Source organism: Streptomyces sp. NBC_00344 (assembly GCF_036088315.1).
GTDB lineage: Bacteria > Actinomycetota > Actinomycetes > Streptomycetales > Streptomycetaceae > Streptomyces.
In genome coordinates this window covers 241,821-263,709 of sequence record NZ_CP107996.1, presented here as the reverse complement: position 1 = coordinate 263,709, position 21,889 = coordinate 241,821, and the positions used below count along the sequence as shown (strand labels likewise).

Annotated in this window: 20 protein-coding genes; 6 read left to right on the top strand and 14 right to left on the bottom strand. The window is 68.5% G+C overall.

Features of this window, described 5'->3' with window-relative positions:
* The first annotated feature begins 173 nt into the window (after positions 1 to 173).
* Positions 174 to 1,085, top strand: a complete 912-nt coding sequence (locus tag OHS16_RS01305) for an AurF N-oxygenase family protein (RefSeq protein WP_328535262.1) — start codon at positions 174 to 176, stop codon at positions 1,083 to 1,085.
* A gap of 35 nt (positions 1,086 to 1,120) precedes the next feature.
* Entirely contained in the window at positions 1,121 to 2,800 is a 1,680-nt protein-coding gene (locus tag OHS16_RS01300) for an FAD-dependent oxidoreductase (protein WP_328535261.1), read from the top strand.
* Between the two features lie 195 nt (positions 2,801 to 2,995).
* Here the strand turns inward: OHS16_RS01300 and OHS16_RS01295 are convergent, their stop codons facing one another.
* The 6 genes from OHS16_RS01295 to OHS16_RS01270 all read right to left on the bottom strand — a co-directional run bounded on the left by OHS16_RS01295 (position 2,996) and on the right by OHS16_RS01270 (position 8,984).
* Entirely contained in the window at positions 2,996 to 3,634 is a 639-nt protein-coding gene (locus tag OHS16_RS01295; RefSeq protein WP_328535260.1) for a DUF1707 SHOCT-like domain-containing protein, read from the bottom strand.
* Positions 3,635 to 3,775: 141 nt separating this feature from the next.
* A complete protein-coding gene (locus OHS16_RS01290; protein ID WP_328535259.1) occupies positions 3,776 to 4,366 on the bottom strand; it encodes a toxin glutamine deamidase domain-containing protein in 591 nt (196 codons plus the stop codon).
* Positions 4,367 to 4,795, bottom strand: coding sequence for an STAS domain-containing protein (locus tag OHS16_RS01285; RefSeq protein ID WP_328535258.1), 429 nt, complete (start codon positions 4,793 to 4,795; stop codon positions 4,367 to 4,369). It abuts the gene before it with no gap.
* Positions 4,792 to 5,886 carry a cobalamin B12-binding domain-containing protein gene (locus OHS16_RS01280; RefSeq protein WP_328535257.1) on the bottom strand — a complete coding sequence of 365 codons (1,095 nt, stop codon included), beginning with the start codon at positions 5,884 to 5,886 and terminating at the stop codon, positions 4,792 to 4,794. The genes OHS16_RS01285 and OHS16_RS01280 overlap by 4 nt, the downstream gene beginning before the upstream one ends.
* Entirely contained in the window at positions 5,883 to 7,565 is a 1,683-nt protein-coding gene (locus OHS16_RS01275; RefSeq protein WP_443042539.1) for a SpoIIE family protein phosphatase, read from the bottom strand. Before OHS16_RS01275 ends, OHS16_RS01280 begins: the two co-directional genes overlap by 4 nt.
* Positions 7,566 to 7,802: 237 nt before the next feature.
* Entirely contained in the window at positions 7,803 to 8,984 is a 1,182-nt protein-coding gene (locus OHS16_RS01270; RefSeq protein ID WP_328535255.1) for a PP2C family protein-serine/threonine phosphatase, read from the bottom strand.
* Between the two features lie 96 nt (positions 8,985 to 9,080).
* Here OHS16_RS01270 and OHS16_RS01265 point away from each other — a divergent pair, with 96 nt between their 5' ends.
* The gene (locus OHS16_RS01265) at positions 9,081 to 9,578 is read left to right on the top strand and encodes a MarR family transcriptional regulator (protein WP_328535254.1); all 498 of its coding nucleotides are present in this window, start codon (positions 9,081 to 9,083) and stop codon (positions 9,576 to 9,578) included.
* A gap of 166 nt (positions 9,579 to 9,744) precedes the next feature.
* Here the strand turns inward: OHS16_RS01265 and OHS16_RS01260 are convergent, their stop codons facing one another.
* Positions 9,745 to 10,116, bottom strand: a complete 372-nt coding sequence (locus OHS16_RS01260; RefSeq protein WP_328535253.1) for an STAS domain-containing protein — start codon at positions 10,114 to 10,116, stop codon at positions 9,745 to 9,747.
* Positions 10,117 to 10,675: 559 nt separating this feature from the next.
* On the opposite strand from OHS16_RS01260, the gene OHS16_RS01255 reads away from it, so the two are divergent.
* Positions 10,676 to 10,831 (top strand): DUF6131 family protein, encoded by a 156-nt coding sequence (locus OHS16_RS01255; protein WP_328535252.1) that lies wholly within the window; start codon positions 10,676 to 10,678, stop codon positions 10,829 to 10,831.
* A 329-nt stretch (positions 10,832 to 11,160) separates the two neighbouring features.
* Here the strand turns inward: OHS16_RS01255 and OHS16_RS01250 are convergent, their stop codons facing one another.
* From OHS16_RS01250 to OHS16_RS01230, 5 genes are all read right to left on the bottom strand, one after another.
* A complete protein-coding gene (locus OHS16_RS01250) occupies positions 11,161 to 12,021 on the bottom strand; it encodes a geranyl diphosphate 2-C-methyltransferase (RefSeq protein WP_328535251.1) in 861 nt (286 codons plus the stop codon).
* Positions 12,022 to 12,056: 35 nt separating this feature from the next.
* Positions 12,057 to 13,199 (bottom strand): family 2 encapsulin nanocompartment cargo protein terpene cyclase, encoded by a 1,143-nt coding sequence (locus OHS16_RS01245; protein WP_328535250.1) that lies wholly within the window; start codon positions 13,197 to 13,199, stop codon positions 12,057 to 12,059.
* 280 nt (positions 13,200 to 13,479) lie between these two features.
* Positions 13,480 to 14,892: a family 2B encapsulin nanocompartment shell protein gene (locus OHS16_RS01240; RefSeq protein WP_328535249.1), complete on the bottom strand. Its 1,413-nt coding sequence runs from the start codon at positions 14,890 to 14,892 to the stop codon at positions 13,480 to 13,482.
* A gap of 845 nt (positions 14,893 to 15,737) precedes the next feature.
* On the bottom strand, positions 15,738 to 16,568 hold the full coding sequence (nadE, locus tag OHS16_RS01235; protein WP_328535248.1) for an ammonia-dependent NAD(+) synthetase: 831 nt from the start codon (positions 16,566 to 16,568) through the stop codon (positions 15,738 to 15,740).
* A 525-nt stretch (positions 16,569 to 17,093) separates the two neighbouring features.
* Complete coding sequence (locus tag OHS16_RS01230; RefSeq protein ID WP_328535247.1) at positions 17,094 to 18,059, bottom strand: SDR family NAD(P)-dependent oxidoreductase; 966 nt, start codon at positions 18,057 to 18,059, stop codon at positions 17,094 to 17,096.
* Between the two features lie 411 nt (positions 18,060 to 18,470).
* On the opposite strand from OHS16_RS01230, the gene OHS16_RS01225 reads away from it, so the two are divergent.
* Together OHS16_RS01225 and OHS16_RS01220 are read left to right on the top strand one after the other, a co-directional pair.
* Positions 18,471 to 18,809: a YciI family protein gene (locus OHS16_RS01225; RefSeq protein WP_328535246.1), complete on the top strand. Its 339-nt coding sequence runs from the start codon at positions 18,471 to 18,473 to the stop codon at positions 18,807 to 18,809.
* A 2-nt stretch (positions 18,810 to 18,811) separates the two neighbouring features.
* On the top strand, positions 18,812 to 20,008 hold the full coding sequence (locus tag OHS16_RS01220) for an RNA polymerase sigma factor (protein ID WP_328535245.1): 1,197 nt from the start codon (positions 18,812 to 18,814) through the stop codon (positions 20,006 to 20,008).
* Positions 20,009 to 20,235: 227 nt separating this feature from the next.
* On the opposite strand, the gene OHS16_RS01215 is transcribed toward OHS16_RS01220, so the two are convergent.
* The gene (locus OHS16_RS01215; protein WP_280118781.1) at positions 20,236 to 20,364 is read right to left on the bottom strand and encodes an LPFR motif small protein; all 129 of its coding nucleotides are present in this window, start codon (positions 20,362 to 20,364) and stop codon (positions 20,236 to 20,238) included.
* 256 nt (positions 20,365 to 20,620) lie between these two features.
* Positions 20,621 to 21,787: an FUSC family protein gene (locus OHS16_RS01210; RefSeq protein WP_328535244.1), complete on the bottom strand. Its 1,167-nt coding sequence runs from the start codon at positions 21,785 to 21,787 to the stop codon at positions 20,621 to 20,623.
* Between the last annotated feature and the right edge of the window lie 102 nt (positions 21,788 to 21,889).

Below are 21,889 nucleotides of genomic sequence, written 5' to 3'. Positions count from 1 at the left end.
TGGCGGCTCCTGCTCGAGCCTGGGCACCTCGTGCTCAAGCTCGACCCGCGCACCGGTGGCCCTCTCACCAAGCGCAGTGAACGCTGACCGGCCGGCATCACCTGTTGGACCTGCCGTCCGTAAGCAGCAGAGCATCCACACCCGACCGTGTCCACGCATCGGAGGTACTGATCATGACTGACACGGGAACTCAGTCCCACCCGCGCACGACGGCCGACGAGGACGCCTCGAGGCGTCTGCTGGACTCGGCCGCCAAGCTGTCGTACGACCCGTCGGTGGAGGTCGACTGGGACTCGCCGCTGCCCGGCGATCTGTACGGGCTCAATCCCGAGTGGAGCACGCTGTACGGCACACCCCTGTGGAACGAGATGACCGTCGAGCAGAAGGTCACACTCAGCCGGCACGAGGTGTGCTCGATCATGAGTACCGGCATCTGGTTCGAGATGATCCTCCAGCAGATGGTGCTCCGGGACCAGTACGTCAAGAATCCGGTGAACCCCCAGTTCCGGTTCGCGCTCACGGAGATCGCCGATGAGTGCCGACACTCCATCATGTTCGCGCGAGCCTGCGAGAAGATGGGCGCCCCCGCCTACCTCCCCCCACGAGGCGCCATCGAGCTTGCCCGTGGATTCAAGACGCTGGCCACCGCCGAGGTTGCCTACGGCGGAATCCTGGTCGCCGAGGAGATCCTCGACGTGATGCAACGGGACTGGATGCGCGGCGAGAACGTACTGCCGATCGTGCGGACCACCTCCAAGATCCACGTCGTCGAGGAATCACGCCACATGAAGTTCGCCCGCCAGGAGATGCGCGAGCGGCTGGCGGGGGCGGGCCCTGCGCGCCGCCAGGCAAGCAGCGTGGTCATCGCGATCGTGGCAGCCGTCATCGTCACGAACATGGTCAACAAGGACGTCTACGCGGCGGCGGGTCTGGACACCCGACGCGCAGTCGCCGAGGTCCGCGACAGCGAACACCGCAAGTCGATGCTGCGCTCAAGTTCGGCGCACCTGATGGACTTCCTGTCCGATGCCGGGCTGCTGTCGCGCCCCGCGATGTCCATCTACAAGCGCATCCACATGCTCTGACCGCTCCGCCGCCGCAAGGAGTACGACACAGCGCCATGGCCTACGCAATCACCCAGACCTGCTGCAACGACGCGTCCTGCGTGTCGGTCTGTCCGGTCAACTGCATTCACCCCACTCCGGACGATCCGGCCTTCGGCACCACCGAGATGCTGTACGTCGATCCACAGACGTGCATCGACTGCGGTGCCTGCGCGGACGCGTGCCCGGTTGAGGCGATTTTCCCGGTGGACAGCCTTGTCGGGCCCGACTCCGGCTACGCCCGTCTCAACCAGCAGTACTACGAGGCCCATCCCTCCGACAACACCTGGGGCGAACCGCACTTCCCCCGTTCCGTGCCGCAAGAGGCCGGGACTCTCCGTATCGCCGTCGTCGGCACCGGGCCTGCCGCCAACTACACCGCGCAGTCGCTCCTGCGCGCCGTCGGCGCCGAGGTGACGATGATCGACCGACTGCCGGTGCCCGGCGGCCTGATACGACACGGCGTGGCGCCGGACCATCAGTCGACGAAACGGATCGCCGACGCCTTCGCCGGGCTGTACCGGCACCCACGACTGCGGATGCATCTCAACGTGGAGGTCGGCAAGGACCTGACCCACGCGCAGATCGCCGCCCACCACCACGCCGTCGTCTACGCAGTGGGTGCGTCAGCCGACCGCGCCCTGAACATTCCCGGCGAAGACGCTACCGGGAGCGTCGCCGCGACGACGTTCGTCGGCTGGTACAACGCCGACCCCACAGTCCCGGCCACCGCCGTCGACCTGTCAGCGGAACGGGTCGTGGTCGTGGGCAACGGCAACGTGGCCCTGGACGTGGCACGCATCCTCGTGTCCGACCCGGAACAGCTCGCCAGGACCGACATCTCCGACCACGCCCTTGCCGCACTTCGCGCGAGCAGAGTCCGCGAGGTCGTTCTGCTCGGACGCAGGGGACCCGGGCATGCGGCCTACACGCGCGCGGAGTTCCTCGCTCTGGGGCGTCTTCCGGGGGTCACCCTGGTTGTTGACGACCACCCCGATGTCCGCAGCGCTGTCACGGCGGCGGCTCCATCATCCAAAGCGGCGCTCCTCGACGGCATCGCCATGCAAGAGGTGGACCTGACCGTGCCGCCCTCAGGCGGACGACGGATCGTCCTTCGCTTCTTCTCCTCGCCGACGGAGCTGCGCGGTGACGGCAGGGTCGAATCGGTCCGCGTCGCCCGCAACACCGTGAGCGACCGCGACGGAACGACGCACGTGGAACGGACCGGCGAGCAGGAAACGATCGCCGCGACGCTCGTGATCAGGTCCATCGGCCACCGGGGTGTCCCGATTCCCGGCCTGCCCTTCGACCCTGCGACCGGCACCGTGCCCCACCGCGCCGGACGGGTGATCGACACCGGATCGGACGGACCACTGCCGGCAACCTATGTCGTCGGCTGGGCAAAACGCGGACCGTCGGGCGGGATCGGCACCAACCGCACCTGCGCGGCGGAGACCGTCGACGCCATGATGGACGACGCGGCCGACGATCTTCTGCCCGCACCGACAGGAACGAGCAGGGACTTCGCTCGCCTGGTGCGCCGGCAGAAGCCGGGAGCCGTCGGGCTCCGCGAGATGCTGGCAGTCGACCGAGTGGAGCGGGCGAACGGACAGGCTGCCGGCCGCCCGCGGATCAAATTCGCCACGCTCTCGGAGCTGCGTCGAGCCGGCAGCCGATTTCGCCGCCTTCCCTTGTGAGGGACACCGCTTGTCACGGATGCCGGGCGAGCCGAGCGGCTGTCCACGCCGGGGCCGCGTGGCCGGTCCGGGCGCCGACGCGGTGCTCGGCCCCGGAACCGGAGCACAGGTCGCTGCGCGTGCACCGTCGGGACCGGCGACGGTCAACTCAGGTAACAGCCCCCACCGGTTGAGCGCGTGTTCCGGATGGGCCGCTCAGCGGCCGATACCTCGTGGCGCAGGAGGGCGGAGCCACTCCGAGAACCTGCGCCGCGGGGGCCGGGCGATGATGTCGCCTCCGCGGGACCGTCCTGTCAGTTGCACGCGGAGGGTGACGGGAGTATCCGGGCCGGATGCGGGCCGGATCTTGACATCGCCGCTGCCGCGCTCCAGTTGGTCGGTGTCGACTTCGATCCCCGGCCTGGTCACCAGGATCAGATTTCCCCCGATGCGCAGGTCGACATCGATATGAAGGGTGTTGTGGGTGATCATCGCATCGGTGAAGTCGAGCTTCGCTTCGCCGAATGTCAGGCGGATCTCCATACGGCGCGGAACCAGCCAGCGCCCGGTGCGTGTGACATCCCCGAAACGCTGGTCGATGCGGACCAGATCTCTGGCTCGTGGGGGCATGCCTTCGGATGGCAGGTCGGCGGTCAGCGACGCCAGGTCGTCGAAGGTGCGGGCGGACAACGCGGCGTCCAGGCGCTCGTCCAGCTCAGCTGCAGTGATCCGGCCGTCGCCCGCGGCAACCTGCAGGATCTCCACGACCTGGTCCCGGTCCAGGTCGGATGCGCGCAGCCCGCGCGTGGTGCCTTCCCCGGCAGAGCCCTCAGCCGGCTCGAGTTCACCCGTCATTCCCGCATTCTGGTGCACGGCCCGCATTCCCACAACGTCGGAGATCGGGACTCGCGTCAGGAGACGGTCGGCCGTCGCGGTCCCGTACAGCGGTGGCGGCATCGCAGGGCCGACGCGCCACTAGCACTTCCGTCGGCGGCGCTACGCGGGCGGCGGCAGAATGCGCGCGAACATGACCTCCCGGACGTTCTCGGTTTCCAGCAGGGCAAGGCGCTGCGTCTGGGGGCCGAGCAGTGCCACCCGGCCGTTCTTGTTGTGTGCGTACAGCAGATGGCCCGTGGCTTCGACGCCGTACAGCTCACGACGGACCCACACTCCTGTGGTGCCGGGGCCAGGCTCGTGGACTGCCCGGATCACCGTGTCCCAGTCGGCGCACGGCCCCACTTGGGCGGTCGGGAGTGGGCGCCGCAGGAAGTCCTCCCACCACGTCGGAGCCTCGTGCGAGGGATGCCACGGCAGCGCTGCCGCCGGCGCCCCGCCGACCCACGCGTGCGCCGCGACCACGGCGCCACGGGCGTTCGTACGACGGGACTGTACGGCCAGGTCTCGGTGCCGGGGTTCGCTCTCGAAATCAGCCAGGTCGCCCCATGGGCCGCCGGTGACGGGGTGGAAGGGCGTCATGCCGTTCTTCGGTACGCAGACCAGGGACGTCAGCACGGGCGCCGGCGGGACTGACCTGGACCCGGGCACCGGGAGGGCGGCGACGCCGAACACCCAAGGGGGGGACAGCATCTACCGGCCGGGCCCCTGAGGGGGAGTGGCGTTGAACAGTGGCGAGGTTGGTGGTGTACCCGATTCGGCCTGCGTCTCTTCCGCCTGAGGGACTTCCCGGTTCGTGGTGAAGAGCGTCCGGATTCCTGTGATGCCCAGGATCCGTTCCAGGAAGGGCGGCGGATTGTCGAGGTGGAGCCGCACCTCGCGGGCGGTGGCGAGTCGGTGGATCATCAGAAACGTGGAGACGCCCATCGAGTCGCAGAGCCGGAGCTCCGCGCAGTCGAGATGCAGTTGGCGCAGGTCCGGGTGCTCGGCCAGGCATCGGTCGGTCCGCTGGACCAGTTCGCCGCTGGTGTCGTAGTCCAGGTCGCCTTCGAGCCGCAGGTGTGCGGTGCCCGGCCCGGCTTCAACGGTGACGGTGAAGGGCGGGCGGGGCAGGGAGGTCATGCGGAGGCTCCGGGGTTCTGGCCGGTTGTGAGCAGGGCGCTGTCCAGGGCAAGACATGCCGCGTCGAGCAGCCTGGTACATCGGGGGAAGTCCTTGAGTTCGGCTTTCAGGACGCCGAGGGCGGGCTGCAGGGATCGCGCGGGGACGTGCCGGGCGGTGAGGATGCCGGCGGTCCAGGTCACGAAGGTGGTGAACAGATCGTCGTCGTCGGTGTAGAGGGCGACGGCCAGGAACTCGACGATGTGCGCGATGTCTTCGGCTGTGTGCTGGCGTTGCTGATCGGTATAGGCGGCCATCGCCGGGAAACGCTTCTCCAGCTGCGTCAGGACTTCCCTGACGAGCTGCGCTTGGGAGCGGGCGACGAGGGTGTATTCCTGGTCGGTGAGATGGGGCAGGTCGTCGATCTGCTGCCGCCCGGTGGCGAGCCCGGGGGCGGGGATGCCGTCAGCGAGCTGCTGGGCGGCGCTGCGCGCATCGGGGGCCCAGGCGTTGGCGCCGAGCAGACGTGCGTAGCGGCCGTCCGGTCCGAAAGCCGCGCCGCCGGCCAGGACGGGTACGCCGACGGCCCGGCACGCGGTGATCGCGGCGTGCGCTGTGGGCAGCCGGGTGGGAATCGAGGAGGACAGGGCGACCGCGTCCGCACCGCTGTTGTGGAGGTGTGCGATCAGGTGCGGGGTGGGTACCTGAGCACCGAGGAAGTCGACCTGCCAGCCCCGCAGCGTCAGGACTTCGGCGAGGAGGCGCGCCGGCAGGACGTGCCATTCCCGGTCCACGCAGGCCACGGTGATCCGGCCCGGGCCGGGTGTGGTGCGGGTGGCGGGGTGGTGGGCGAGGGCGGCTATGACGCGCTCGGCTATCGCGCTGGCAGCGTGCTCCTGGGCGACGGTCAGGCGGTTGGCGGCCCATTCGGTGCCGACCTTTGCCTGCACCGGAGCGATGACGTCCAGCAGGACTGTCTCGGCTTCCATGCCGCTGTCCAGTGCGGCGAAGGCGATGCTCGCGGCGCCGAATTCGTCGCGACCGGTGACCGCCTCCCACATCTCGTCCCGCAATGCCTGGGCGCCGCCCACGACGGCGGTAGTTGCGTTCATGCGGTGTACCTGCCCCGTGTATGCCCGTTCACCGCGCTGAGATGGGTGGTACGGGGTGCGGTGATCGCGACCACTGCCATGTCGTCGTGGCTGCCGTCGCGTACCCACTGGGAGGCGAGCATCTGAATCCGCTCGACGACCGCTTCACTCGGCATGTCCGCGCATTCCGCGAGGGCGAGCTTCAGGCGTTCCTCGCCGTACATCTCCGTGCCGAGCGGTCCACCGCGGGCCTCGGTGATGCCGTCGGTGTAAAGGAGGCACGTCTCGCCGGGCTGGAGCACCGTTTCCACGGAATGCGCCTCGATGTTCGGGAGGGCTCCGACCAGAGTGCCGTAGGTGTGGATCTCCTCGACACTGCCGTCGGTGCGGACCACCAGTGGTGTGGGGTGGCCGGCCGAGGTCAGACGCAGCCGCACCTGGTTCTCCGCACGCTGGACCGAGGCCATGACCATCGTCGCGAAGCGCGTGTGGTGCGAGCTGAGGAGCGCCCCGTTGAGGAGCTGCAGCATCCGTTCGTGGTCGTCGGCCATGGGCACCAATGCCTGCAGGGTGTTGCGGATCTTGCCCGTGAGGACAGCCGCGTCCAGACCCTTGCCGCATACGTCGCCCAGGACGACGAGGGATGCCTCGTCCGCTGTGCTGCCGGGATGCACGTCGTAGAAGTCTCCGCCCACCCGCTCCCTGGCCCCGGAGGGGTGGTAACCACCGGCGAACTCCACTCCGTTGATCCGGTGGAGCCGGGGCGGCAGGAGGTCACGCATGAGCGTCTGGGTGATGTCGCTCTGCTCCGCGTAGAGGCGCGCGGCGGACAGGGCGGCACCGACCCGCCCGGCGAAGAGCCGGGCGAAGATCTCCTCGTTCTCGGTGAAGCCGCTCTCTCCCGTGCCGCGCAGCAGGATCAAGGCTCCTGCGGGCATGCCATGGCCGGGCAAAGGCGTGATGACGACCGATCCGACCGTTCCGGTGAAGTCCTCCGGAAGCACCCACTCGGGCAGCGTCGCGGGGTCGATCCAGCGTGAGGGGACGGGCGGGAACCCCTGGAGCGCCTCGCTCAGGCCCGGCAGGTGGGACGGGTCCGCCGCGATCACGGAGCGGGTGACGTCGTGGCCCGCGACGGCGCGTGCGACGGGCAGCTTGTGTCCCGTCGCGGGGGTCACGACGACCGCCACGTCCGCCAGATATTCGGAAGCCAACTGCGCGGTGGCGAGCATGCACCGGTCGGTGTTCAACGAGGCCAGAAGAATATTGGAGGCCTCAGCGAGGAAGGTCGTGCGCCGCCGCTCCGTGGCGAGCGCCTCCTCAGCGAGCCGCAGCCCGGTGTTGTCGACCAGCCACCACACCACGTTCCCGTCCTGGCCACGAGTCGGATGTGCCTCGAAGCTGTGCGCCTGGATAGGTCCTGAGACCGATGGAGATGCTCCAGCGTCCTCGGTGTCCCCGCCGGGCAGCTTCGCGCCCAGGGCCGCCGCGTGGTGGGCCTGGGCCAGCCAGTCCGGGACCGCGTCGGCCATGGTGACCCCGGGCGCCACGCCCTCCAGCAGGAGGGCGGCAGCCCTGTTCACCCCGACTACGATGCCGCCGGGGTCGGCGACGATCACAGGACACGGGGCCGCGCCCCACACGTCGGACATGGGGCGTTGCTGAGTGTCCGTGACGGAGACTCCCTGGGTAGAGGCCATGAAGGGGGGCCCGCCAAGGGCGAGCCGCACCACCTTCCAACTGGAAGAAAAATTACTTACCTTGCGGCAACCATCCCGTAGGCGTGCTTCGAATAGCAACCCACCCCCCCACGCGATCCCTTCCGAAGGCTCCGCACTTTCGCCTTCTCCACGCCATGGGTTCCGAATCTTCACCAAAAGGCCATGGGGGTGGTGTGTGTGATCCACCCCTTTGGGAAGCATCGAAGGTTCGGTGTCTCACCCTCTCGACGGGCGGCCGTGCCAGTCCAGACACACGACCAGGGAGTCGTCCGCGGCAGGGCCGGGGCCGCGGTGCCCCAGCAGTTCCTCCAGCATCCCCCTCGGGACCTGCGATGCGGGCAGCAGTCGGGTGCTGGTGATCGCCTCGGCCAAGGCGTGCAGGCTGTACTTCTCGCCGGCGGGGGACAACGCGTCGTAGACCCCGTCGCTGATGAACAGCAGGCGGTCTCCTGGCTCGACGCTGAAGTCCTGCGCCGTGTAGGCCGTGTCCTCGAACATCCCGAGCGGCATCTGCGCGTCCAGCTCGATCGCCTCGACGGACCCCTTGCGCAGCCGCCAGATGCGGGGGGACCCGGCGTCGATGATCTGCACGTTCCCCGTGGGGAGGTGGAAGCGGAGAAGCAGTGTGGACAGGTACTGGCGCCCTTGGTGCTGGCCGTAGACGGCCTGGTCGGCGAGGAAGGCCTGGTCGGCGAGGCTCAGCCCGGCGCGGCGGGCGTTGCGCAGGGCGTTGACCGCGAGGTTGGTGAGCAGGGCGGCGTCGATGCCTTCACCCATGCCGTTGCTGACCGTCAGGGTGAGGTCGTCGGCGGACGTCGACCAGTCGAAGCAGTCACCGAAGATGGCGTAGGCAGGCTCCAGCTGAGCGCCGATGCTGTACTCGGGCCGGCAGCAGGATCGCCCCGGGAGCAACTGCCACTGCATCTCGGCAGCCAAGGTCAGCCGCTCGGCCCGGCGGGCCTGCAGGAACAGATCGGTGTCCCGCTCCACGACGACGATCTCGTGGCCCAGCGCATCCGCGTACCCCTGGAGGTCCTCCAGGACGTCCGCGCCGATTCCGTCCGTGCCGACGGGCAGCGTGACGCTCAGCACGCCCAACCGGTCCCCGCGGACACTGACCGGAAGACAGACCGTTACGGTGGATGCTGGTCCGTCGTGAACCCAATGCGGTTTCTGGGATCCGAAGGCACGGCCCGGAGCGGTGCCGTGTGCCGGGACCGGCGGCCGGGTGTGGGGGAGGACACCCACGGGCTGGAGCTTGGTCATGGCGTAGTCGGCCATCAGCAGCTCGACGCTCACGGCCTGGTGGCGCTGCTCGATCAGGGCGCGGGCCATGTCGAAAATTTCATGCGGCGCGGCCTCACGCAGAACGCGCTCGACCGCACTGGGTCTCTCCACCGGTACCGGCCCTGCTTTCCTTGACATATCTTCATCACACGACTGCTCACATCGACCAGTCGTAACGAGCACGGAATGCTCACTCGGGAGTGTCACATGCGCGAGGACCTCGTTCACCTCCACCAGCAGGCACCCCACACCCTGCCCGATGTCAGCCACGTCCTCGAGCTCCTGGAGGCCACCTGGGAGCACAGCCGTGACGTCCTGAGCACGGCGCCGGTCTCGGCCGCGCAGACACGTGTGATGCACATCATCGAACGCGAACCCGGCATCAATCTCAGCGCCCTCCGCCGCCACCTGTCCGCTGCCGCGCCCTCGGTCACCCGTCTCTGCGACCGCCTCCAGGCCGCCGGGTTCCTCCGCAAGACCCCGCGCCCCGAGGACCGACGCGAACTGCAGCTGACGCTCACCGATGCCGGCACCGCACACCTGCGCGAAATCCGCCGCCGCCGTGAGCAGGCTCTCCGCCAGGCCATGAGCCGCATGACACCCTCCTCACGCGAAGCCTTCGCCACCGGACTCGCCGCGTTCTGCGACGCCGTATCCGATCTCCACCTGCCGGCAGACGACTCGCTCAGGCGGCATACCGCCTGAACAGAGGTCGTCGACGGGCTGATGAGCCCTTTGTGCGAGGGTCTCTCCTTCGGCCCGCCGCCCGGAGGCCACTGCCGTTCCCGCCGGCCGGGCCCCGAGCCACGAGCCACGCCGGCGGTGGTGCTCGGTGCCTCGGGCCTTCGCGAGGCGGTGCCACCCGGCCTGATCAACCGTGCCGATCGTCCACGGCTTGCGCAGTCGCTTCGCCGAGCGTGGGGAACATGCGGAATACGGCGTCCGTTCCAGTCGTCCGGAACCGCCGCCGGGCGTAAAGGCTGAGCGGTCCCGCGATCCACGGGAGCCGACCGCCCCCGCGCAGAGGTGACAGGAACGCACTGAGCACTCCGGCGCTCATGAAGCCGAGCTGCGACAGGTCCACGATGATTTGCTTGCCCGAACGCTCGGCCGACTCGACCGCCAATGACACCAGCTCCAGTTCATCCTCCGAATCCACGTCCCCCTGCAACGCGATGACGAAGGCGAACCGCTGCTCCGACATCAACGCGATCGGACTGGGGTGGCGTGCGGCACTGGGCATGCAGTTCATTCTCCCAGGTGCCCGCCTCCTTGCTCGCCGGCGCCCGCCGCCCGGCGAACACCGGGGCGTCAGCCTGGCGGCACCTTCAGGATCGGCGCGTACGCAACAAGCGGTACGTGTGCGCTCGAGGCTCCTCTGCCGTTTCCCAGCGCGGATGCGCAATGGTGAAGGAACCACCCCGTTCCCGGTCCTGGCCGGCGGGATCGAAGGGTTCTCGCGACCCGTGTTCGGCCAGCCCGCGAACGTCAGCCGCGTACACCAGCGCCCGGTCTCCGGACCGCCGATCCGTACCGGTGCTCACACTGCGGGAGTGACCGCCACGTGGACACCACGCGTGGGCAGCCCGCGACTCACTTCACCCTGTGCGGGTTCTGTGATCCGGGCAGGCATTCGTGACCGATAGCTGGGCACACGGTGTTCGTAGCCAGCGATTCGGCATCCGACGATCGAGCGGCTGCCACCGTCCTACCAGGCCCGGATACGAAGCGGGCAGGACGAGGGCACTGCGCGTCTCGCTAGGCGGACAACGCATGCCGAGAACACCTGAAGGGGAACACACATGATTGTCCTTGGAGCCATTCTGCTCATCATCGGCCTGTTGGCCGGTGTCTCTCTCCTGACGACCGTCGGCGGGGTGCTCGTCGTGGTCGGCGCGGTTCTGTGGATCCTCGGGGGGACGGGTCACGCCATCGGTGGGCGTAAGCACTACTTCTGAGAGTCGGGTGGCATCACACCACCCGCGAGTCCGGGGGCGCATCCGGACCGGTGAACAGCAAGGCACCCCCACTGCAGGTGGTTCCGCAATGGGGGTGCGCAGCCTCAGTGTTGTCCCGGCGTCCGGTCCTTCCACCCAGTGAGTCCACAGTGCTGGTGCTGCCAGGACTCGGGCTCACCAGATGGTGGAGGAGGGCCCGAGCGCGAGGCAACCTGTTCCGCGCCTTCCCCCGGAGGGCACGGACAGCGTTCTTCATGGACCGGTGCGAAGCGCCGTCTGCCGAGGCACGGCTGAGGTGCTGGGGTCAGTCACTCGTTGACCGGCGCGGTTCAGACCTTGTCCGCCGCAACCAGCAGGTACTGGAAACTGCCATCCTTGTAGGCGTCCAGGAAGGCCTTCTCGATGCCCGTGGCCAGGGGTGACTTTGCGCGCAGTTCCCAGTAAGGGATGGTGGCCGCTGTGAGGTCGATGACGCTGACCGGGACGAGCCGGTTGGCGGCCATTTCCTTGAAATACCTGCTGCGGGGATGAATGCTGCAGATGTAGTGGGCGTTGATCTCGCTGACGGCCCGGGACGGCAGTCCGTAAGTGTCGTTGTAGCAGCCGGTGATGGTTACGTAGCGACCGCCGTGCTTGAGGAGCCTGGCGTATTCGGGGAACAGAAGCGCCAAGTCCACGTACATGGTGCTCTCGTTGTTCCAGATGGCCTGGAAGCTGTCAGTCTCGAATCCGGTGTGGAGCATGTTCTTGAGGTGGAAGCGAACCTTGTCCTCCACCCCGTGTTCCTTGGCCTGGCTGTTGGCGAAGGCGACCTGGGTTTCGGAGATGGACACGCCGTCGACGCGGCAGCCGAAACGACTGTGGGCGACGAAGCTGCTGCCACCGCGTCCCGAACCGGAGTCCATGAGGCGGTCCGCGGGGGTGATGTTGCCGAGGTGGGTCATCAGCAGATCCGCCTGGGCGCACTCCAGGCGATGGAGTTCGGCGGTGAGGCGTTCCTGACGGGTCTCCTCGGGACCTTCGAGGACGGACCAGTCCACTTCGCCGATGCCGTAGTGGTGGTGGTAGACCCCGTCCACCTCGCCCAGGCGAAGATTGACGGGGTTCATCTCCTGGTTCCAGTAGTTGGCGACCGACCTCTGGTAGAGGCTGCGCAGGGGGTGGGCGGTGGTGGTGTCCTGGACGGTCATTCTCTTCTCCCTTTGTATGGGTTTCTCAACGGGGTTCAGTTCGCCTGGTGGTAGCGGGCGCTAGTGGCGTGCCACTGCTTGCTGCCGCCCATCCACGCCCACAGACCGGCCAGGTATCGGCGCAGCTGCGGGGAGCCGGCCGCTGACAGGACGGCGCAGTCGGCTTGGACGGTGTGCATGAGTTCGTCGTGGATGGCTGCCGTACGGTCGACGGCTTCCTGGAGGGAGCAGTTGTCCTCAAGGGCGATGAGGTTGGGCAGGTTGGTGTCTCCGGGGTCTTCCTTGGCCATCGAGTAGAGGTCGTTGAGCAGGACGTTGGCCATGCCGGCGTAGAGGTAGGTGCGGCGCACGGTGGGGTCGGCGAACTCCTGGGCGGGCAGTTCATAGCCGCCGACCGAGTCGATCAGCACCATGCAGGGGTAGAAGGCGTTCTCGTAGCGGTGCAGGAGGTACTCCCACACCGCGGGCTTCCGCCCGCTGCTGCGCCATTCGGCCTCTTGCCCGTATGCGACGAACATGACCGCGAGTTCGTGGCGCAGACGGGCCACTTGGGTGGTGTCGGCGATCCGGGACAGGTGGGCGAGACTGGACCGGAAGGCGCGCAGCACAGGCTGCTGGTGAACGACTTCTTCGAACTGAGCCAGGTAGCGGGCGGGGAGCCGGACGGGGTCGATCACCGCGTGGGCCATCGCCAGGCGGGAGCCCAGGAGTTCCGGTTCCGTGTCGTCGCCCTCGTCCACCCAGTGGTCGTCCACGGCCCATTCGGCGAGTCCGCAGCGGGCCGCGGTCAGCAGTCGGTCGGGGTCGTCGCAGTCGGGGTGGGCCAGCATGAACAGGCGCCCGAACTGGTGCGAGCGCAGGCGTTCGAGGCGTCCGGTGAAGATGCCGATCTCCGCAGCCCACTCGACCAGGCGGTTGTTGACCTCCTCCCCCAGATCCGGATCGTCGCGCACGGCGTCGGGGCAGTACAGAGGCGGGATCCGCACCGTCTGCCGGCCGGCCGACGGGCCTCCTGCGCCGGACGGGGCATCGTCCTGGGGAGAGGACCCGGTTGTCTGCGGGGCCGTGGACGTGGTGGGGGAGTGGAAGGCGCGACTGGCGGCCGTGCCTTGTCCCGTGGGGCCGGCCAGCAGGCGTTCGAGTGCGAGGTGCGAGGAAGGGTCCGGCGGCGTCCGCACGGCCGTACGGAGTGAAGGTGCGGTCGGCCGGACTGGTGGGTGGGCGGCAGGCGGCCCGTCCCACGTCCACGTGGGGACGCCTGCGCCGCTGGTTCGGGTCATGCGAGGAGTGCCTTTCGGGTCGGGCGAATGGGTGCGCCTGATGGTGCGGGCGGGTGGCCTGGGAATGCGGGCAGGCATGCTCGGCTGGCCTGCCCGGGGTGGCATACGTCCACGGAATCCCGAGCAGCCCTATATGGCCGGGTGGCAGTACGGGTGGGGGAACGCCGGTCAGCTCAAGTCAGCGCCAGCGGCCGACTTCGACGCCCTCCAGGATGCCGAGCGCATCGGGGACCAGAACCGCGGCCGAGAAGTAGGCGGTGACAAGGTAGGAGATGATCGCCCGCTCATCGATGCCCATGAACCGCATCGACAGGCTCGGCTCGATCTCGTCCGGGATCCCCGCCTGTCGCAGCCCGATGACGCCCTGGTCGTCCTCACCCGTGCGCATGCAGAGGATCGAGGTCGTACGAGCCTCGCTGACCGGGATCTTCCCGCACGGATAGATCGGCACACCGCGCCAGGAAGGAACGCGGTGGCCCCCGACGTCCAACCGCTCCAGGACCAGGCCGCGTTGACTGCATTCGCGGCCGAACGCGGCGATGGCCCGGGGGTGGGCGAGGAAGAACTTGTTGCCGCGCCGCCGCGAGAGCAGCTCGTCCATGTCATCGGGACCGGGCACCCCGTCATGGGGCTGCAGGCGCTGCGCGTAGTCGCAGTTGTTGAGCAGTCCGAACTCCGGGTTGTTGACGAGCTCGTGCTCCTGGCGCTCGCGCAGCGCCTCGAGGGTGAGGCGGAGTTGTTGCTCGGTCTGGTTCATCGGATCGTTGTAGAGGTCGGCGACGCGGCTGTGGACTTTCAGGACCGTCTGCGCGAGGGAGAGCTCGTATTCGCGTGGCCCCGGGTCGTAGTCGACGAAGGTGTGCGGGACGAGCGGCTCGCCCGCGTGTCCGGCCGCGAGATCGATCATCGCCTCGCCGTACGTGTTGGTGCGCTGCTGCGGAAGTGCCGCCGCTCTGTCCAGGTGGTCGCCGAGCGACCTGGCGCGCGCGGCGACGTTGTCGACGTCTCTCCTGGACAGCACCAGAAGTGTGCAGGCGGTGGTGGCGCGGAACGTGCACTCCCAGGCCGGGGCCGTTTCGGTCAGGCACTGGTCGCCGAAGTGGGCGCCGTCGGCCAGGAATCCGATAGTGGCGACTGCGCCGTACCGTCCGGTGCCAACCTTGTCGACGCGGCCGTGCGCCAGCAGGAAGACCCGGTCCTTCGCGTCGCCTGCACGAGCCAGCACCGTGCCCGGCGCGCAGTCGACCTGCTCGCAACGACCGGCCAACTCGTTCAGTACCGCCTCGTCGCCGTAGCCTCGGAGCGGCGGCAGTTCCCCCAGCTCACCCGGGACGACCGAGACCCGCCCGCCGGTCTGCACGAAGGTCACCCGCCCGTCACTCACGGAGTGGCTCAGTCTCCGGTTGACCCGGTAGGTTCCGCCGTGCACATCTACCCAGGGCAGCATCCGCAGCAGCCAGCGCGAGGAAGTCTCCCTCGTCTGCGGAACGGACTTCGTGGTCGTCGCCAGGTTCCGTGCGGCGGACGTCGCCAGACTCTGCTGCCCGGACGGTTGCGTTCGCACGGCTCCCTGCTCGGCTCCAACGGCCATATGTGATCCTCGGCTCTCCTGTAGGCGCCTACTTACCCTCGTTCCTCTGTACTTCGCCTGTCATCACACGAAAGGAGGTGAATGCGCCTTTCTGATCCGGGGTAGCGAGGCAGCCGAGTCGTTTCTTCGCACGCATGTCCACATGCGATGGATCACTGACCCGCCGTTGGTGATTTAGGTGCGGGCGGTTCAGGTGCCGGTGGGAGGGGTGATGGAGAGGGCCCAGCGGCGAGGTGGATCTCGCCCAGCGGTGGATCTGCCCACTGAGATGTCCGGCCCGGCATCGGGTGGAGGCAGTGGATGATCACCTGACCGCGGATGCCGGATCCACTGACGTGCCCTCAGGTCCGAAATCCGCGGAACGGGGACGGCGGCAGGGCGCGCCGCCCGGCCGTGACCGCGAGCCGGGTCGCGGCGGCTCTCGCGCCGGAACGAGGCTGGACCGCTGCCGCGTGCGGACCGGAACGCCACCTCGGGCCGGTGACACACCACGGCCTGGAAGGGCCCCACGGTTCGGAGCGGCCCGGTTCGGGGACGGAGAACCGCATGCCGGAAAGCCTGGACTTCTCACCGAAGGTGCGCCTGACGAACCGCTCAAGAGGCCTGCGAGCCATGAGGAGGTTCCGAGCAGTCCCTACGGACTTGTTCCGGTCGAGGCCAGAAGCTGTACGCGCCGCTATGCGGGTGGTGGGGATACCGGGCGCGCCCCGCCCGGCGCTTCACTTCCGGCCCGAATTCGGCCGGCGCGACCGAAGCCCCCGGAGCATCCGCATCTGCCGGATGCTCCGGGGGGAAGCACGAAGACCTGAATGCAATGTGCCGTATCGGCCCCCGGAAACTCGGCCTCAGGGTGCGAGCGGCAGCTGGCGCTTGTGCTCGGTCAGGCGGTAGCGGCGGACGATCGACCGAAAGGCGGATTCGACGACGGGCTTCCCCTCCAGGAAGTCGTCGATCTCGTCGTATGTCACCCCGAGGGAGTCCTCGTCGGGCTTGCCGGGATCAAGGGTCTCGAGGTCGGCCGTAGGTGTCTTCCACACCAATTCGGCCGGGGCGCCCAGCACCTCGGCCACGGCCCGCACCCGGCGTTTGGTCAGCCCCGTCAGCGGTACGACGTCAGCCGCGCCGTCTCCGTGCTTCGTGAAGAATCCGGAGACGGCTTCGGCCGCGTGGTCGGTGCCGACGACGAGGCCGTCGTGAGCGCCCGCGACCGCGTACTGCGCGATCATCCGCTGCCGGGCCTTGATGTTGCCCTGCACGAAGTCCTGATGGTGTGCGTCCTGAAAGGTCAGCCCACCGGTCAGCAAGTCGGCCAGCGCGGCGTCAGTCGCCGACTTCACGTCCACGGTCAGGACCTGGTCGGCGTCGATGAAGCCCAGGGCGAGCTGCGCGTCCTTCTCGTCCGCCTGGACCCCGTACGGCAGACGCATGGCGTAAAAGGTCGCGTCGTGCCCGGCAGCGCGCGCCCGCTCCACTGCGAGCCGGCAGAGGCGTCCCGCAGTCGTGGAGTCAACACCCCCGCTGATACCGAGCACCAGCGACTTCAGCCCCGTCGAAGTCAGCCGCTCGGCGAGAAAGGCCACCCTGCGCTCAATCTCCTGCGCGGGATCGAAACTCGCGGACACCTGGAGATCCCGGGCGATCTCCTGCTGCAGGGTTCTGGACGCCGGGTCGGTCACGGCTGCTCCTTGTGGTCGGTCGTGGGTACGAGAAGAGGGCCTCGGGCACCGGAGGGCGGAGCGGGACCTCGCACCCCCGACTCTATGCCGCGCGAGAGCCGGACCCTCGGACAGGGAGGGGCCGGGCGAGCGCGCAGGGTGGATGTACCGTCCCAGGCGGCTGCCGTGATCGTACGAGCCGGTGATCGACGAGATCCTGCGGGCGGATCAGGGTGTGCCGCGACAGCAGTCGAACTCCCTCCCCGGGCTTTCCTGCAGGCCGGCGGAGGCGCACGGGGCTCACGTCTCCGGTGGGTGTGCGCGTTACTGCGCCGCAGGGCGGAAGCGGCGCAGCCTGTGTCGGGCCGATGCATCCGAAGGTTCGGGTGAAGCATGAGGCCGCTGCGCGATCAGAGGCGATCCGAAGGGATGAGGCGGTGACGTCGGCCGGGTGCCTCCGGTCGTCACGTCCGTCCGCCGAACTGCCAGTGGTGCACCTCAGTCCCGGAATGAATTCCTCAGTATTCACGCAAGATCCGCGCTCCTTCATGTCCGCGTGGTGAAGGCGTCGACTCCGGTGAGTTCGGCCGACAGCCGCCACAGCCGCGCTGCCCGCTCCCGGTCGGTGGCCCAGTCCCTCACACCGCTTCCGAGAACGGTGTCCTCTGCCGCAGGGCCGGCGATGTCACAGTCTTCGCAGTACACGCCGCCCATGCCTCGCAACTGTGGTGAGGTCGCCGCCCATACCTGCGTCGCCGCCCCCTGTTCGGGCGTCTTCCAGCCACTGTTCGTCGCACTGGCGCCGATCGTCGCCGTCAACTCCGCCAGCTCCTCCTGCGACATATGGCGGGCCAACTGCGTGGAGATGGTTCCCGGATGAAGCGAGAACGCCCGCACCCCGGCGTCACGGCCCAGTACGTCCAGATGGAGGGCGAACAGGGCATTGGCCGTCTTCGCCTGCCCATATGCCTGCCACTTGTCGTAGCCGTGCGCGAAGTGCATGTCGTCCCAGCGGATGTCCGAGAGCTGGTGCCCGTTGGACGACACCGAAACTACGCGCGCACCCCCACGCTCGATCGCCGGCCAGAGCCGGTTCACCAGCGCGTAGTGGCCGAGGTGATTGGTCGCGAACTGCGCCTCCCAGCCGGGGCCGACCAGCGTCTGCGGGCTTGCCATGATCCCGGCATTGTTGATCATGATGTCGATGGCGCGATCCGAGGAGAGGAAACGCTCGGCGAAGGACCGCACACTGTCCAGGTCCGTCAGCTCCAGTTTCTCCACCTCCACGCCGTCGATCCCGTCCACCGCTTCATGGGCAGCGGCGCGGCGCCGGGCAGGCACGATGACACGTGCTCCCGCGCCGGCCAGGGCCCGTGTCGTCTCCAGGCCCAGACCCGAAGAGCCACCGGTCACGATCGCGAGCCTGCCGGACAGGTCGATGCCCCGCAGAACATCACTCGTGGTACTGCCGGCGCCGAATCCGCTGTTGATCTTTTGCTGTCGAGTGGTCATGCACCGAACCTACGATTTCGAGCGCGCTCCAAGGCAACCCCGACATCCTGACCAGGGACTGTCCCGCACATCGGGGCTGAATGCCGGAGCAGATGGCGCCAGTACGGGAAGGCAGCCGGCCCGCACCGTCCGCCGGGTGGATCGCACCGGAGCAGCCGGCGGTCCCCGACGAGCGGATCGCTGCCCGGACCGAGGCCCACCCCCGGCTGGAGCCGCACGTCGTCAGCGCACCGGCTGTGGATCCACCTGGGAGTCCGTACCGTGGGCCGGTGGTGCGGCGTGCCCCCCGTGTACCGGTGCCGGGTCGGGCGCCCGGCGTTCCGGCCTTCCCGAAAGCGGTGGTCCCGGTGTGTCCCTTGCGCGGCTGCTCGTTCGTCGTGAAGGTGAGAGCCCACCGCCCCGGAGGTTGCGATGCACTACGCCTTGCTCATCTACACGGAGCCCGGCCATGAGGAGGCGTTGTCGGATGTGGAACGTGAGACGGCGTATGCCGAGTATCTGGCGCTGGCCGATGACGACCGGTGCCTCGATGCTGCGCAGCTGCAGCCCGCCGAGATGGCGACCAGCGTGCGCGTGGCCGGGGGCCGGACGCTGATGACCGACGGCCCGTTCGCGGACACCAAGGAGGTGCTCGGCGGTATCTGTCTGGTCGAGACGGCCGATCTGGACGAAGCGATCGAGCTGGCGGCGCGCGTCCCGGCCGCCCGGCTCGGCGGCGTGGTGGAGGTCAGACCGGTGGTGCGGCGCTGAGCGTGCTGGAGCAGGTTTTCCGCGACGAGTGGGGCCGGGTGCTGGCCTCGCTGGTCGGGTTCCTGCACGACTTCGACAAGGCCGAGGACGCTGCGCAGGAGGCGTTCGCGATCGCGGCGGAGCGCTGGCCTGCGTCGGGCGTGCCGGACAACCCGGGTGCGTGGCTGGCGACGACGGCCCGCAACCGGGCGATCGACCGCATGCGCCGGGAGCGCACCCTGGCCGAGAAGGTCCTTCCCCGCGTTCTCGGCTTCGCTCGAGCAGGGGATACCCCATTGCTGTCGGCATCCGAGGCCGTCATGGACGAGTTCGACGACACCGTGATCAAGGACGAACGGCTGGAGCTGATCTTCACCTGCTGCCACCCGGCGCTGCCGCTGGAGGGGCAGGTCGCTCTCACGCTGCGGGCCCTCGGTGGCCTGGAGACCGCCGAGATCGCCCGGGCGTATCTGGTCTCGGAGGAGACCATGAAGCGGCGCCTGTCGCGCGCCAAGGCCAAGATCAAGGCGACCGGGATCCCGTTCGCAGTCCCCGGCGCGCGTCTGCTGCCCGACCGGCTCGATGCGGTGCTGGCCGTCATCTATCTGATCTACAACGAGGGCTACCGAGGCCGGGTCGACCTGGGCGCCGAAGCGATCCGCTTGGGACGAGTGCTCGCCGCACTCATGCCCGACGAGCCGGAGGCGCACGGGCTGCTGGCGCTCATGACGATCCACCACGCCCGGCGACGGGCCCGGTTCTCCGGCGAGGATCTCGTGCTGCTCGACGATCAGGACAGGTCGCTGTGGAACATGAGCGAGGTCGGGTCGGGACGGGCGGCGCTCGACCGGGCGCTCGCGCTGGGCGGACGCGGCGCATATGTCGTTCAGGCCATGATCGCGTCGATGCAGACGAGGGAGCGGATCGACTGGCCGCTGGTCGCCGAGATGTACCGGCGTCTGGTCGCACTCACCGGCTCCCCGGTGGTCGAACTCAACCGCGCCGTGGCGGTCGCTCAAGCCGGCGACCCTGCCGCGGCGTTGTACGCCGTCGACCGCCTCGACCTGGACGGCTACCTGTACTTCCACTCGACCCGCGGCGAGCTGCTGCGACGCCTCGGCCGTGAAGCGGAGGCCGGACTGGCGTTCCGTCGGGCGATCGAGCTGGCGACCTCGCCCCCCGAGCGGCGGTTCCTGACGCGGCGGCTCGAACAGCTCTGACCCGGGCTGTCGATGCCGTTCTCGGGTACGCCGGTGCGCCGGGCGTTCTCACGGCATCGTTCGGTGAGGCACATGCGGCTCACCTAGTCAGTGGGGTATGAGGAGCCACACAGCTCGGGCCCCCACCTCGCCGCCAGCAGGGTACCGAAGGCCCCAACGACGTCCCGCGCCCAGCAAAGCCCCGGGCGCGATGAGCGGACCGGGGCAGATCTGGAGGTGGGATGGAATCAGTGGTGGCCGTGGGCGGTGTCGGAGGCTCCACCGAAGAGCCGTGCGACAGCGCGGAAGGGCAGGGTCACGACGGTGGCGATGGCACCACCGATAGAACGAATAACGTCTGCGATCGCCTTCAGCATGTGATGTCCTCCCTTTCGATGCCACCGCGGCGCCGGGGAGCCGCGGTGCGGTGTTCACTGAGCCCGTACCCGGTCGGCCCAGGAGGAAACTCGGGCCGTTATGGACGATGAAATGGGTGCGAGCCGGCGCTGTCCGGGAAATGCGGCAGCGACGTCTTGCGAACTGGTGGGCCCGTGAAAGCTCGGTTCGGCCACTCGGGCAGATGACGCCGCGTACGGCTCGAGACGAAACAGGCCCGGTCGTTGCCGGGGCGGGTCAATTGATGTCGGCGAGTTCGCGCAGAAGTTGCTGTGTCTCCACGACGAGTTCACCGCCGACCGCAATCGCTGCCCCTTGTTCCCGCTGAAATTCTGTGGTGAGTTCCTCGTGTACGATCCGTGCCCTTTCCAGTGCGGCATGTCGTTGATCGCGCAGAGGCTGCGATGGTCCGGCCCCCTCGAGAAGGTCGGCTTCCGCGTTGCATACGGCCGCGGCGTTCTCCGCGAGGTCGGCCCACCGGGCCAGATACGCGTACGAAGGGGAAGTGAGCCGTGCGTCGGCGCCGGCCGTGTTCTGGAGCGTGCGGGTGATGGCGACGAGGTGAGCTCCTACCCGCTCCCAGACCGCGTCGATCTCTGCCGGCGGTTGCGGGGAGCCCCGGCGCAACCGCCAGCCCGGATTGAACCGGTAGCTCTCAGAGGTCCACTGCCGGGCATCCGCCAGGGCCTGGACCGTCTGGCCGAGCCGGCAGGCGCGGTCATGCCACCCCCCGGCGCGCGCGAGCCCCTCTTCCTCGCGGAGGCCCTCGGCCACCATGGCGAGCAGTTCCCCGCTGCCACGGGCCAGTGCGTGGAGGTTGTCGCGCACGCTGCGCAGATGCACCGGTGGCAGGATGAAGGCGTTGACGGCAACACCCACCACGGCGCCGATCAGAGTCTCCAGCAGCCGGTGCCCGACTTGGTTCAACGTGGACGCACCGTAGGTAATGACGAAAAGAGCGGTGGTAGCCCCGTAGATGCCCTGACTGCCGAGCCGGCGGTAGTTGCCGAGCAGCACCATGAACGGCAGCGTGAGGGCCATGGCGCCCAGCGTGGAATTTCCGGTGACGGCCATGGCCGCTGACGCCCACAAGGTGCCCACCATGATGATGGCGAACTGCTGCACGCCCGAGTACAGGGAGCGGTAGACAGTGCTCATGACCAGCGCAATGGCCGTCCATGGCGCCATCAGAGCCAGTGGCGCCTCGAGCCACCATCCGGTCAGGGCCCAGGCTGCGATTGCAGCACCGGCAGCCTTGAGCGACTGCACCATGGCGTCCCGTTCAGGTCCCGAACGCCTGACCGCGGAGCCGGCCGTGCGGCCCACCGCAGCGAATTCCCAGCCCAGCCACTGAACCGCCGCACGCCACCGTACCCGCACTACCGAACCGCTTTCACTTCGCATGCAAGGCGCCCGAACACGTTGCGGCGCCAAACCGATCCCGACTCTCAGCGCTGGTACCCACCGTCGTTCCGCCCATCCGCCGCGCCCGGCACAGTGCTCGCT

Excerpts from the sequence above, each read along its gene's own strand:
- OHS16_RS01305 (WP_328535262.1), top strand. The coding sequence starts at position 174 with ATGACTGACACGGGAACTCAGTCCCACCCGCGCACGACGGCCGACGAG.
- OHS16_RS01300 (WP_328535261.1), top strand. The coding sequence starts at position 1,121 with ATGGCCTACGCAATCACCCAGACCTGCTGCAACGACGCGTCCTGCGTG.
- OHS16_RS01295 (WP_328535260.1), bottom strand. The coding sequence starts at position 3,634 with ATGACGGGTGAACTCGAGCCGGCTGAGGGCTCTGCCGGGGAAGGCACC.
- OHS16_RS01290 (WP_328535259.1), bottom strand. The coding sequence starts at position 4,366 with ATGCTGTCCCCCCCTTGGGTGTTCGGCGTCGCCGCCCTCCCGGTGCCC.
- OHS16_RS01285 (WP_328535258.1), bottom strand. The coding sequence starts at position 4,795 with ATGACCTCCCTGCCCCGCCCGCCCTTCACCGTCACCGTTGAAGCCGGG.
- OHS16_RS01280 (WP_328535257.1), bottom strand. The coding sequence starts at position 5,886 with ATGAACGCAACTACCGCCGTCGTGGGCGGCGCCCAGGCATTGCGGGAC.
- OHS16_RS01275 (WP_443042539.1), bottom strand. The coding sequence starts at position 7,565 with ATGGCCTCTACCCAGGGAGTCTCCGTCACGGACACTCAGCAACGCCCC.
- OHS16_RS01265 (WP_328535254.1), top strand. The coding sequence starts at position 9,081 with ATGCGCGAGGACCTCGTTCACCTCCACCAGCAGGCACCCCACACCCTG.
- OHS16_RS01260 (WP_328535253.1), bottom strand. The coding sequence starts at position 10,116 with ATGCCCAGTGCCGCACGCCACCCCAGTCCGATCGCGTTGATGTCGGAG.
- OHS16_RS01255 (WP_328535252.1), top strand. The coding sequence starts at position 10,676 with ATGATTGTCCTTGGAGCCATTCTGCTCATCATCGGCCTGTTGGCCGGT.
- OHS16_RS01250 (WP_328535251.1), bottom strand. The coding sequence starts at position 12,021 with ATGACCGTCCAGGACACCACCACCGCCCACCCCCTGCGCAGCCTCTAC.
- OHS16_RS01240 (WP_328535249.1), bottom strand. The coding sequence starts at position 14,892 with ATGGCCGTTGGAGCCGAGCAGGGAGCCGTGCGAACGCAACCGTCCGGG.
- OHS16_RS01230 (WP_328535247.1), bottom strand. The coding sequence starts at position 18,059 with ATGACCACTCGACAGCAAAAGATCAACAGCGGATTCGGCGCCGGCAGT.
- OHS16_RS01225 (WP_328535246.1), top strand. The coding sequence starts at position 18,471 with ATGCACTACGCCTTGCTCATCTACACGGAGCCCGGCCATGAGGAGGCG.
- OHS16_RS01215 (WP_280118781.1), bottom strand. The coding sequence starts at position 20,364 with ATGCTGAAGGCGATCGCAGACGTTATTCGTTCTATCGGTGGTGCCATC.
- OHS16_RS01210 (WP_328535244.1), bottom strand. The coding sequence starts at position 21,787 with ATGCGAAGTGAAAGCGGTTCGGTAGTGCGGGTACGGTGGCGTGCGGCG.